The following is a 12305-nucleotide window of genomic DNA, read 5'->3' as shown; positions in this document are numbered from 1 at the left end:
TAGACCGACATCAATCGCCCGGAGTCGCGCCGGCCTTGCGGGCGTGAGCAAGGTGGTCGGCGAGTCGGACTCCGAGCGCGATCCCGACGAGTGTCGGGTTGGCCTGACTCGAGGTGGGGAGCACCGAGGTGCTCGCGACGTACAGTCCGCGCACCCCGTGCACCTGGAGGTCGGAATCCACGACGCCACCCTCAGCGGTCTCGGACATTCGCGTCGTCCCGGCCTGATGGTAACCGGCGAACCCGTGCATGAACTCCCGTACCGAACCCTCGGGGTCGTCGGTGAGCCACTCCACATTTCCCGCGCCGTTGGCCCGTAAGTGAGCATCGATGAGATCGATTGCCTTGTGCGCACTTTCGTAGTCGGCATCGGAGAAGTGCATATGCGTCCGGACTTTGCGCATGCCGAGCGCGTCACGCTCATCGGTGAGCTCGACCCGACTCTCCCAGTGCGGGAGATGCTCGCCGTGGTAATGGAGCAGGTACCGATTGTCGGCGCTCTTGATGAAAAAGCCCGGCGCCTTGCGCCCCTTGCGGAAGAGGCGGGCGTAGGAGAATGTGACCGCGAACCGGACCGACGGAAACAGATCGCGCACGATGTTGCGCAGGTGCGCCATGATCTGTGGCGAACCCTCGGTCTTGGTGTGGGCCTCGCGAATCGCCTCGGCGAGCAGGAAGCGACCGACCGGGGAAATCAGAGTCAGGTAGACGCCCGACAGGATGCCACTTCCGTGTCCCGGATCGCTGATCGGCGGGTTGACCAACCAGGTTGCGGCATTGGGAATTTCGAGCTCGCGCTGCAGCTGCGGGCTGAAGGTGAACCGTCGACGGACGTAAACTCCGTCGCGGTCGCGCTCATGCTCGTAGGATACGTTGTCGGTGTTGAACTTCACGCGCGCGAATCGGCCCTCCACGTGGGCCATGTACCACCGCCCGAGGTGCCCGCCCGCGTTACCCAGCCCCCCCGGGTGGTGCCGGTCGGACGCCAGCAGCAGCCGGGTTGCCTCCACGCCGCCGGTCGCGATCACGTAGTCGTTCGCGACGACCTTGCCCTCCGTGCCATCGAGTGTCTTGACGACGAGGTGGTCGACGCAGTCGCCGCTCTCACCGGTCACGATCTCCGTGCACGTCAACCCGGTCCACAGTGACAGCGCCGGAGTGTGGTGCAGCGCATCGCGGTACTCGCGCCCAAACCGCGTCGGCAACGCCCATCGTTCGAGGTCGGTCGTGCGCACATCACCGTCAGCAAGCCCGGCGACCAAGTCGCGGTGCGCGAGCTCTGGAATGTCGCGCGCGTTGAAAGCGGCCTGGCCGCACTGCGCCCAGTCGCAGGCGCGTTGCATATAGGGCTCGACATCAGCAGCCGTGATCGGCCACGGTGCCTGGGCGGTCAGCGGCCGGTCCTCGAAGTCGATCGGGTCGAACGCGACACAACGGCCACCCCATAGGGCGGACGCACCGCCCACCGCGCGGCGAACCGTGAGATCGCTGCGGGCGTGGAAGACATCGTCTTGACGCGAGTCGAAAGACGCCAAGTCCTGGGCAGTGTTATCGGTGCGTTCCAGGCCGCTTTCGATGAGCGCCACCTCGACGCCCGCCTTCGCGAGTTCCAGTGCGGTGGCGATACCGATCGGGCCGGCGCCGACGACAACGACGTCCGTCTTGATCGTCGTGCCCGCAGTGAAGTCCTCGGTCCTACGAACCATCCGGCCGCTTTGCCGGAACTCCTCGGCGAGTTCGAGAAACCGGGCCAACGTCTCGGCGTCGTATGGCGATGTGACGGCGCTGGCCGCTTCGGCGACGCGCGCAGGATTGGTGGTGCTGTACAAAACCGCGCGGGAATCCGTTGCCCTGGTGGCCGATCCGAGTATGAGCTTCGCCAACACTCCCGGAGCCAGTGGGTCGAGCTGTAAAGAGTCACGCCAGTGGGCCGCCATCCGGTCGTCACCGCGCAGCCCGGCCGACAGTGCCGCGAACGGCCGGTTCAGAACGCCGAAGGTGATATCCGACGAGCGCGGCGGCGGACTGAACACGTCACCGCGAAGCTGGTCCACCGCCTCGGGGCCGAACGGGCCTGCAAAATCTACGTCGAGGTCCTCGTCCTGAGACACCCCCCAGGCACGGATCTTGCCCTGCTGACGGGCAGTCTCGAAGAATTGGCGGAGTTCATCGGTGGCCACGGTGTCCATATGCCGCGGGCCGTGCACGAACAGGATGTCCACATAATCGACGCCCAGCGCCGCGAGGCTTTGGTCGAGACTGCGCGCGGCCACGGTCGCGTCATATGTACGAGGGGTCGGGGCCGGCGCCTGACGGCCTTTGACGGCCGCGCGCAAGGCCGGCGCCTTTCGCAAGATCGCCCGCGCCGGAGCCTGAAACCGGGCGAGCCGACTGGCCAAGCCGCCGATCTCGTTGCCGAATTTGGTGCCGATGGTGACGCTGTCTCGGTCTATGGTGCGCAGAAACGCACCAAGCTCAGCCTCCGCCATCCCGAGCCCGTACATTCGCGCAGTGTCGAAATGGGTCATCCCGCTGTCGACAGCGCTGCCCAGGACAGCCATTCGCTCCTTGCGGGAAGGGGACTGCATCAGGCCGCCGCACCCGAATCCGACCGCGCTCACCGTCAACTGCGGTCCCTGGAGTTCAACCCGCCCCAACACCGCAGCCCTCCCCTATCGGTTGTGCGATTCGGCCGAGTTTAGTCAGTCGGAATTGTCTGTGCCTTCGGTACCGACGAGTTCCTTCTGGGTTCTGCGCCGACGCAACAACAGTGTCACCGCGAATGCCGCAAGGGCCACGAGGGCCACCACGCCGCCGACGACGTAGCCATACGACGACCAGCGGGACGTGCTGGACACGGTCTGCTCGGCGGCGCCGGCGCCGGCCTGCCGGATGGCGACGTTGACGGGGTTCCCCGACTCGCCCGCGGCGAGCACGTCACCCCTGAGCTGCGTCCAGTCGTCCCCATTCGGGCCGTTGAAATAGTTGAACAGCGGGTCTACCAACGTCCAGTCCGAGGTCGTCGTGACGAGGATGACCGAACGGTTGCGTGCCGGATCGGCGAACGCCTGAATGGATCCCAGGCCCTTGTCGATATTGAGCTGCAGCTGGGTCGGGAGCGCGATGTTCAGAGTCGAGCCGTTGGCACCCACCGGCGGAGTCAGCGGTGTCCCTTTGATGGCATCGGAATTGGCCACGATCAGCGCACCTGACGTTGCGGATGCGGCCTTCTGGACGTCCACGACCTGTGGCATGAGCTCGGTCTTGCTCAGACGTGCGACGGCGGCCACGATCCGCGCCGCGTAGCCGAGCTGATTGGGGCCACTACCGTCAAGCGCCACCACGAATTTCGGGCTGAACTCCGACGGGAATGCGGCGAAGCCGCCGAGCGGAGCGCCACCGCGGTGCATGGTCAGCGTTGATTGCGGGCTGACCTGGAAGGTCAGCGGCGCGACGAACGGGCCGCAAGGCTGATCCGGCGTGTAGGTCAGAGCGAACTGCAGATTGACCCACTGCTGGTCGAGGACCGAGCTGTCCAACGTGAATGTTGCGTCCAGATGGCCGGTGTTGTTCAGCAACGCTCGATAAACGACGGATTTCGACGAACGAATCATGACCGAGGCCGCGGCACGGTCGGCCACCGGCGTGTAGTCGGCCAGAAGGTGCACCTGAACGCTGTCGAATCGTTGGCCCAACAGCGTCCGCTGAAAACCGACCTCGAGATTGCTCGTCCCGAATGTGTCGACCTTTTCGTCACCCAGACCCAACTGGGAGAACGTCACTGGATCCCCGATTTGAGCTGTGCTGGAGCCGGCCTGGTCGACGCGAACCGCGCTTGCCTGCGCCAGTGGCTGCAGCTGGGTCGAGACCAACGACACCTGTTTCACGAGCCCGTCGCCGTCGCCCGAGACCCGAAGGTATGCGTTCGGTGTCCCGGGGTTTTCCACCGTCAGACCCGGATCGCCCTTCTCGACGACGATCGCCCGGTCCAGCCCCGCCGTCGGCGGCGGTACAGCGCCACGCGGTTGACTGACGACCGAGATGGCCACCGGCTGGGTCGCGTAGTAGCGGCCCAGCGCCGCGGTGAGTGCCAGCACCGCCTGCTGTTCGGCGGGACTGGCATCGTTCGGCGCGTAGAACGTGACCTTGCCCAGCACCGGCGCGAAGAAGTTCGCGACCGTGGTCACGGGAAGCTGCGTGCCGGCGAATACCGTTCTCAGATCACTGATCTGGAGTTGCGGAAGCGGCCGACAGAATCGGTCCCGGTCGTCACGCGGGCGGATGGTGAACGACAGGTCGACCGCGGAGCTCTTCACCCGCGCCGCCGAGATGTCGACATCGAACGGTGTCATCACCGCGCCGGAGCCCGCCGGTGGTAGGTCGACAGCCCCGAGGAACTTTCCCTCACTGTCGTCGATCTCGAGGTATCCGGCGTCGATGTTGATCGGCGCGTGAACGGTTCCCTGCAACCGCACAGCAGTCAGCCCGTCGGGAAGCGCCACGGTGTAACCGCTGGCACCCTCACCGAACAGATTGACCGAGGAGGGCAAGCCCAGAGCAGACCACGGCAGCGTGAGGCCGGTGGCAGCCGTCTCGTTGTCCACCACTGTCACATCGCCTGGGTCACCGGGGGCCGCAGACGCCGAGCCGGCGAATGATCCCGCCAGTGTGATCGGCAGGACGAGCACCATCATCCAGGCGAGTCTGCGCGCCATAGCGCTAGCGCTCATGAACATTCCTCGTTGTAGGCGCTGACGCCCGAGGCGTGAACGACCTTTTCCATTACGGGGCGCCCGCGCCCCGAGCTCCTGCGAGGCCGCAAACCGGGCCGCACCGATCGAGTTCACGCAGTTCCACTTTCAAGAGTTTTCCAGCCCGAACACGCTGGCCGGATTAGTACCCTAGCAGGGCGTGGACGGCAAATCTCGGCGACTTAGCCACGGTCGGGCAAGGAATGGTCCGGACACAGCCAGCCACCACATCGCACCCCACAAAGCACACCTGCACCTTTCACCAGGTACCGGCGATTAGTGGGGTGCTACCGTCATGTCCATGCGTGACGAACTGTTGGGCCGCAACGCCCGCCTTGCCGGGCGCGATCTCGGGCGGAAGTCGCTTCGCTGCCATGCCAGCAAGCGATGACCTCAGCCCCACCCGGGGGGCTGGAGCCAATGTCGGACCGAACGTGTCGCGAGTAGCACCAAATGTACTTCCGGGATTGTCGGACGCGCGCGACTTTGTGCTGATTGCGGCGAATGCGCGGATCCAGATTCGCGAGCGAGAGAGCGAATAAATTTCGTGGGGAACTGCGTTCGGGACACCTGCGTAGCCGTTTCACCCGGCGGGGATTCGTCGCGCTATTGTCTCTGCACGAAGCCAGCCACCGCTGACGTGCGGGCTTCGTGGTGTCTGGTGCCGACAAGTCTGGTGGGATATGGACCTTCGTAGCTACTTTCGTAGGCTATTGCGGCGCTGGCCGGTGCTCCTGTCCGTTTTCGTCCTGGTCGGTGCGGCGCTGGCCGGTGCGGGATTCTTCATACCGGCGACCTATACCTCCACCGTCCGAATGGTGTTCGCCCCCAACCTGTCCGTGACCACGGGCATGGAAACCCGCCAGGTTGCCGACCTGTATGTCACGAGTCGGATGAAGACCTATGCGCAACTGGTGACGACGAACCAGGTTCTGCAGCCGGTCATCGACTCACTCAGTCTGGGCACCACGGTTCCCGACCTGGCCAAGCAGTTGGAAATCACGATCCCAACGGGGACGTCGGTTCTCGACGTCCGGGTGTCGGCACGGACGGGCTCGGATGCCGCGTCGATCGCCAATCGCATTGCCATGGAGATGCCGGGCGCCGTAGCCGGCCTCGAAGGCGCCACCGTGCCCGCTGAGTCACCGATCCAAGCGTCGGTGCTGCAGCCTGCCGGCATCCCGTTGTTCCAATCGTCGCCAAACTTGTTGTTGAACCTCGTCGTTGCCGTGATGCTCGCCTTGGTCGCCGGGGTGTTCGCGGCGTTGATCATCGACAATTTCGACACCCGGGTGCGAAGTCGTCGCGACGTCACCGCACTAGATGTTCCGTATCTTGGCGGAATACCAAAGGTGCGTGACGCGAAGGCCTGGGATGTATTGCAGTTCGCGGAGCAGTCACCCGAATTGCGCTCGATACTTCACCGCATCGCCATCGACATTTTGTATGCCGCCGATGAGACACCCCCTTTCCTGCTCTTCACCTCGCCCCGGGCGGGCGCCGGCAAGACGACGCTGGCCGCCAACGTGGCAGGCGCCCTCGCCGAGGCCGGAAATCGAGTGACCTTCATCGACGCCGACGTCCGGGGCGGGCGCCTGGCTGCTCAGGTCGGGATCCCGCAGACACAGGGAATCACCGATTTGATCTCGGGCAGAACCGAACTCGACGAATCGATGTTCGACGCGCAGTGGGGTGGTTTCACGGTGATACCGTGCGGCGGGAGCGCCATCGACGTCGGTGAGATGCTCGCAGGCGAGAAGTTCCGGCAGCTGATGAGGGATCTCGCCGGCCGTTTCGATGTGGTGATCGTCGACGCCCCCCCGATCACCAATTTGAGCGATGCTTCCCTTTTCACACAGAACATCTCGAATGTCGTCGTGGTTGCAGAGGCAGCGAAAACGCGGCGTGCTGAATTGCAACGAGTCACCCGCTCATTGCGTCACAGCGGCGCTAGGATTCTCGGTGTTGTGTTGTCGCGAGTTCGCCGGGACGAGCAGTCGGCGCCAGCCGATCAGGAGGGTCAAACGAATGACTGACCGTCCGCCGGTTTCACGCATCAGTGACTGACTTGTGCGACTCTCCCGCCGCTACGTCAGTGAGGTGGTCTTATGACATTGCTCATCGTCACGCCGATGCACAATGAGATCGACAACGTGGCGGGACTCGTGGAAACCCTTCGGGCGCAGCATTTCCAGGACTTTGACTGGGTCGTCGTGGACGACGGCAGCACCGACGGCACCGCTGAACGCCTCAGGGAAGTCGACACCGACAACATCGCCACCATACTGGCGAAGGACAACTCCGGCGGCCTGCTGACCGGCTCGGAATTCAAAGCATGGCGGCACGGCGTCGTGACCGCGCTGCCGAACAAGCCGTATACGCACGTCATGAAGATGGACGCGGATGTGCGACTGGCTCCGGACTACCTCGAACGGATCGTGGCGCGAGCTCAGGGCCCGATCGGTATCGCGGGCGGCATCGTCGTGACCAAGGGCATGGCTGAGCAGAAGTTTCACGTTCAGGGTTCGGTGAAGCTGTACACGATCGAGGCGTACCGGGCCACGGAGTCGATGCCGGAGGAACACGGCTTCGACGCGGTGGACGAGATGGCGGCCAGCCTGGCGGGGCTGCAGACATACGTGGACACCGATGCGCACTTTCACTTGACCCGAGCTGTCGGCGCCAGCGAGGGCGAAATCAACGGGCGTTACCGCAATGGCCGGACATGCCGATGGACCGGTTACTCGTTCCCCTACTTCGTCCTGCACTGCATCCGCTATATCTTCCGGCGTCCCTACGTCGTCGGCTTTTTCGCGGTGGTATGGGGATATGTCAGCGCCGGCCCAGGCCCGTTCGCGCGTGAGATAAAGCGAGAGCACGCCCGGATCCAGCGAGAGAAGCTCTGTCGGGCACTGCGCAACCCGCTGGGCTTCTGGCGCGACGCGTACAAGGTCTGACGTAACCCGCTGACGCCTACTGGAAGAAAACTTTGCGAATATCGGCGACCGGCGTTCTCGATTTCGCCGAGATCATCACCGACTCATACTCCGGCGTCAGCTTCGCCTTGAACTCCTGTAGTTCTGGCACGGTCATCGGGACGGGAGCCCAATGATTCAGAGTTCGGACCGTGCCATCGTCCCAGTGTCCTGACGCGTCACCGAGTACCTGGGTCACGTAGAGCCCGTAGAGGATGTATTCGGAGAATCCACTCAGCGGCGCGATGGCCCGTTCCCACTGCTTGTGGGCGACGCTGTGTAAACGCTCCTGCATCTTCAGCACATTCTCGCGCCGCCAACAGATCGCGTTGCCGATGAAGTTGGTGTCGTATTCCTTTTCTGCGGGGATCCCGAGCAGCCCGGCAGCTACGGCGTGCCAATGATCGTTGTTGGCGATCAGACCGCGCTGCCCGGTCTCGATGAACAACGGCACCTTGCCATCCCGCTCGTAGGCCCGGGGATCGTAGGGCGCGACGTAGAAGACATCGGAATCGGTGTAGAGCAGAATGTCGTCGTTGACCACGTTCGGAATCGACAGCTTGACGATCTGCTGCAGAATCCAGTTCTTGACTGGCCGCGTACGAAAGCTGAACCAGAACCGACGGACACCGGGAATGCGTACCAGCCAGCTCGGAATGATGTCCTCGACGACCAGGATTCGGGTACGCGACGACTCGAAGGATTTGAACATCGGAACGTCGCGCCGGTCGATGACCAGATAGTGCTGCAAATACGGTGCAGCCCAACGCTCGACACTCTCGACCAGCAGCGCGCAGCGGTCCACGTCCAGGCGAAAGCTCGGTGTCACCAGCGCATAAGAGAGGGGATTTTCGGCCGGGCCGCTCATGACATCACCTTGTCGTAGGCGCGGATCAGGTTGGGAACTTCGTAGTCCCATGCCAACTCGTCCCGGACGCGGCGCACTCCGAACTCACTCATGCTCGCCCGCCTCTCCGGGTCGTCCAGCAGTTCGACTATCTTCTGCGCCAGATCGACAGGGTCGTTTTTCGCCGCGTACAGGGATGCCTCCCCCGCGGAGTATCGCCCTTCGGTGAGGTCGAATTGCACGATCGGCTTGCCGAGAGCCATGTACTCCATGATCTTGTTCATCGTCGACTTGTCGTTCATCTCATTGGCGACATCGGGATTGACACAAATGTCGGCGGTATTCAGCATCTCGAGAAGCTCTTGGTCCGGAACGCGGCCGGTGAAGGTGACGTAGTCGGATACGCCGAGGTCGACCGCCATCTGTCGCATCTCCGCCAGGGAAGTGCCGCCACCGACCAACCCGAAGTGCACGTCGTGACGGTCCATGTCGCGGACGATGTGCTTCACCGCGAGCAACAGAAGATCGATGCCTTCCTGCTTGCCCATCACGCCGACATAACCCACCAGATACTTTTTGCCACATCGCAACTCCGGCTTCGGCGGCAAGATCTTGAGTCGTTCGAGCATGGGTCCGCTGCGCACCACGAATACCCGTTCCGGGTCCATGCCGCCCCGCTCGATCGCAACGCGGCGATAGGACTCGTTGGTCGCGATCGATACGTCCGCCGTGCGAAAAGTCCAGCGCTCCAACCAGACCATCAGTCGCCAGAAGAAATCGCGACGCCCGAATTTTGCTTCGTAGAGTTCGGGGTTGATGTCGTGGTGGTCGAACACGAATCGGGTCTTGCCGAAGATCTTGAAGAACACCGCCACCACGAACAACAGGTCGGGCGGGTTGCACGCGTGGATGACGTCGAAACCCCGCTCTTTTCGGACCCGGAACGTCAAACGGAACGTGTGCCAGAGCGCAGCCGAGTACTCGATCAGATAGCCCAGGGCGCCGTCGCCCTGCGTGGGCAAGGGATAACGGTAGATGTGGATTCCGTCGACGATCTCGCGCGTCTTCTCGTAGCCATCGCCGGTGATACAGATGACGCTGACCTGCCAGCCATGCGCCTGCAGTGTGGTCGCCTCTTGCCAGACGCGCCTGTCGAAAGGTACCGGCAGATTCTCGACCAGGATCAGGACCCGCTTGGGACTACCGGCTTTGTTCGGCACCGGGGCGCTCACCAGCAGATTCCGTCGTAGCTGTCGTCACTCGTACGGTCTGCTACGCGTACCAGATCGATCACTATCTGATCGGCTCCCAAACGCTCGATTGCTGAGCGGAACTCCTTGGCGCCATTGCCCACCACGATCGTTTCGGCAAAGTCGATGACCTCGTCGACGGTATCCACCATCAGGCGGGCGATATGTGGAATGTGGTTGAGAATGTAGTCACGGTTCGCCCCCGTCAGCGCCGCCATGTTCACGTTGTCGTCGTACAGCCGAAGATCGTATCCCTTGCCGATCAGATGCTCGATAACATCCACGACCGGGGATTCGCGCAGATCATCGGTCCCGGCCTTGAAAGCGAAACCGAGCACGCCCACCTTTCGCTTGCCCTTGGACGTGATCATCGCGATCGCACGTTCGACTTGACGACGGTTAGACGGCAGGACCGAATTCAACAGCGGTACATCAAGATCCAGTTCACGCGCCTTGTATGTCAGCGCCCGCACATCCTTCGGCAGGCACGACCCACCGAAGGCGAAGCCGGGCTTCAGGTAGTACGGCGACAGGTTGAGCTTGGTGTCCTGACAAAAGATCTCCATCACCTGTCGGCCATCGATTCCGATCGCTTTGGAGATCGCACCGATCTCGTTGGCGAAAGCCACTTTGATGGCGTGCCAGTTGTTGTCGGCATACTTGACCATTTCCGCCACCTCGACCCCCGTCCGGATCATCGGCGAATCGAGATTTTCGTAAAGCGAGGCAAGCAACTCCCCGGCTTTGGCATCCGTCTCGCCGATGACAGTTTTCGGAGGGTGGTGGTAGTCCCACACGGCGGTGCCTTCGCGGAGAAACTCCGGGTTGTTGCACACCCCGAAATCGGCGCCGGCGGTTTTGCCCGACGCGGCCTCCAGAGTGGGAATCACGACACCGCGCATACTGCCCGGCAACATCGTGGACCGCGCCGCCACAACGTGGTAGCTGTCCTCGTCCCGCAGCGCCTCGCCGATTTGCTCACACACCCGACGTACGTAGGTCAGGTCAAGGTTGCCGTTCAGCTGACTTGGCGTACCCACGCAGATCAACGAGATGTCACTGGAATTGACCGCTTCACCGGTTTCGGTTGTCGCACGGAGTCGGCCGCCGTTGACCTCGGCGCCGATCATCTCCCCGACATCAGCCTCGATGATCGGCGTCTGGCCGGCGTTGATCAGGTCGACCTTTGTTTGATTCGGATCGACTCCTATTACCTGGTGGCCATCTGACGCGAGGCACGCGGCCGAAACGGCGCCGACATAGCCCAACCCGAAAACAGCAATCTTCATACGCCCCCGCCTGTCACGAGACGATCGTAGAAGAATTCACCTGGTGCCGCGGCAGGTGAGCGGAACGCGTTCTCATCGTTTTCGCGTCACCGGCGGGCGCGACGCCTCTTGACGGCCAGGAAGCCGAGCACCGCTGCCACGGCAACACCATCGACCGCGACCGCGACCACCGCGACCCATTCCGCGACGGTCCACCCCCCGGTCGCCTGACCCCCGTCTCCCTCGAGTAGACGAAGCGCACCCGATGGCCAGAACCCGAGTATCGGGCCGCCATGGCACATCCCGTCGGTCTCACCTGGATTCTTCACCCACAGAAGGCCATCGAGGGGGCCGCCCTGGTACAGCTGCGGAGCGTGGCCGATCCGGGCCCCCGGCGCATTGCAGTAGTCGTCCTGCCCACCCGCGCCATTTCGGCTGATGTCGATCACGTAGTGCACATCGGTGATACCGAGCTTGTCGAGTTCGGATCGCACGCTCTCCGCGTACTCGACTTCACTGTCCGTCTTGTTGTAGTTCGAGACGTTCAGGCTGAACCCCGTGACCCGGTCGACGTCAACCTTCTTCAATCGGTCCGCGACTTCGGCTGCGCTCAACCACTTTTCGTGTCCTGCGTCGATGTAGACCCGGGCACGAGTGGTGGAGAGCGCATCCACGGCGTAACGCAGGGTGTTCAGGCGATCGCCCTGTTCGCAATGCCCTAGTTGCGGAAGCGCATCGGGTTCGAGGATGACGATCGCGTCAGCGTGCCCCTTCAGCGCTGCGGCGGCGCCGTCCACCCACGCCTTGTATTCCTGCTCATCGTGCGCACCCGTGTACACCTGTTCAGGGTGTTCGCCTCCGCCACAGTCGAGGTTCGGGATCCGGTACAGCACGAGCGTCGGGACGGCGTTGGACGCCGCTGCGGCCCTGAGGTAGTCACCAACCTCCTCCCGAATCGTGGAAGAGGTGGTCCAGTCGCTGAACCACTTGGCTTGAGGCGTTTCGGCAATCGGGTCGAAGCGGGAATCGTCGCGTGCCGCAGCGATCGCCAACATGTCGGGATCGGTGTACAGCGTGGTGTATACCGGGGTGCTGCCATCGATCACCCCGGGACCGTCGGTGTACGGGCGTTGTCGCGGGCTCGCGACCGCGACAATCGCCACCAGCAGAGTCGTGACGACGATCGCGGCCGGTATCGCGAGAATCAAGCGCCGC

Annotated in this window: 8 protein-coding genes and 1 pseudogene; 2 read left to right on the top strand and 7 right to left on the bottom strand. The window is 63.1% G+C overall.

Annotated features, from left to right (window positions below; genetic code table 11):
* Positions 1-10: 10 nt before the first annotated feature.
* From CRM90_RS01170 to CRM90_RS01160, 3 genes and pseudogenes are all read right to left on the bottom strand, one after another.
* The gene (locus CRM90_RS01170) at positions 11-1705 is read right to left on the bottom strand and encodes an FAD-dependent oxidoreductase (RefSeq protein ID WP_102805377.1); all 1695 of its coding nucleotides are present in this window, start codon (positions 1703-1705) and stop codon (positions 11-13) included.
* A gap of 9 nt (positions 1706-1714) precedes the next feature.
* Positions 1715-2626, bottom strand: a pseudogene (locus tag CRM90_RS01165) (aldo/keto reductase); the annotation flags it as partial.
* Between the two features lie 75 nt (positions 2627-2701).
* Positions 2702-4729, bottom strand: coding sequence for a hypothetical protein (locus CRM90_RS01160; RefSeq protein WP_233209107.1), 2028 nt, complete (start codon positions 4727-4729; stop codon positions 2702-2704).
* Between the two features lie 704 nt (positions 4730-5433).
* Between CRM90_RS01160 and CRM90_RS01155 the strand changes: the two genes are divergently transcribed.
* Positions 5434-6786, top strand: coding sequence for a tyrosine-protein kinase domain-containing protein (locus CRM90_RS01155; protein WP_102805175.1), 1353 nt, complete (start codon positions 5434-5436; stop codon positions 6784-6786).
* Positions 6787-6858: 72 nt separating this feature from the next.
* A complete protein-coding gene (locus tag CRM90_RS01150) occupies positions 6859-7707 on the top strand; it encodes a glycosyltransferase family 2 protein (protein WP_102805174.1) in 849 nt (282 codons plus the stop codon).
* 16 nt (positions 7708-7723) lie between these two features.
* On the opposite strand, the gene CRM90_RS01145 is transcribed toward CRM90_RS01150, so the two are convergent.
* The 4 genes from CRM90_RS01145 to CRM90_RS01130 all read right to left on the bottom strand — a co-directional run bounded on the left by CRM90_RS01145 (position 7724) and on the right by CRM90_RS01130 (position 12298).
* A complete protein-coding gene (locus tag CRM90_RS01145; protein ID WP_102805173.1) occupies positions 7724-8593 on the bottom strand; it encodes a DUF6492 family protein in 870 nt (289 codons plus the stop codon).
* Positions 8590-9804, bottom strand: a complete 1215-nt coding sequence (locus CRM90_RS01140; RefSeq protein WP_233209106.1) for a glycosyltransferase family 4 protein — start codon at positions 9802-9804, stop codon at positions 8590-8592. Before CRM90_RS01140 ends, CRM90_RS01145 begins: the two co-directional genes overlap by 4 nt.
* On the bottom strand, positions 9801-11111 hold the full coding sequence (locus CRM90_RS01135; RefSeq protein ID WP_102805172.1) for a nucleotide sugar dehydrogenase: 1311 nt from the start codon (positions 11109-11111) through the stop codon (positions 9801-9803). The genes CRM90_RS01140 and CRM90_RS01135 overlap by 4 nt, the downstream gene beginning before the upstream one ends.
* An 86-nt stretch (positions 11112-11197) precedes the next feature.
* Positions 11198-12298 (bottom strand): glycoside hydrolase family 6 protein, encoded by a 1101-nt coding sequence (locus CRM90_RS01130; protein WP_233209105.1) that lies wholly within the window; start codon positions 12296-12298, stop codon positions 11198-11200.
* Between the last annotated feature and the right edge of the window lie 7 nt (positions 12299-12305).

It is taken from the genome of Mycobacterium sp. ENV421, from assembly GCF_002887815.1.
Taxonomy (GTDB): Bacteria; Actinomycetota; Actinomycetes; order Mycobacteriales; family Mycobacteriaceae; genus Mycobacterium.
This window is presented reverse-complemented; position numbering and strand designations above follow the sequence as displayed.

Bases quoted from the DNA above. Each gene is read 5' to 3' on its own strand.
- CRM90_RS01150 (WP_102805174.1), top strand. From the start codon at position 6,859: ATGACATTGCTCATCGTCACGCCGATGCACAATGAGATCGACAACGTG.
- CRM90_RS01170 (WP_102805377.1), bottom strand. From the start codon at position 1,705: ATGGTTCGTAGGACCGAGGACTTCACTGCGGGCACGACGATCAAGACG.
- CRM90_RS01135 (WP_102805172.1), bottom strand. From the start codon at position 11,111: ATGAAGATTGCTGTTTTCGGGTTGGGCTATGTCGGCGCCGTTTCGGCC.
- CRM90_RS01155 (WP_102805175.1), top strand. From the start codon at position 5,434: ATGGACCTTCGTAGCTACTTTCGTAGGCTATTGCGGCGCTGGCCGGTG.
- CRM90_RS01160 (WP_233209107.1), bottom strand. From the start codon at position 4,729: ATGAGCGCTAGCGCTATGGCGCGCAGACTCGCCTGGATGATGGTGCTC.
- CRM90_RS01145 (WP_102805173.1), bottom strand. From the start codon at position 8,593: ATGAGCGGCCCGGCCGAAAATCCCCTCTCTTATGCGCTGGTGACACCG.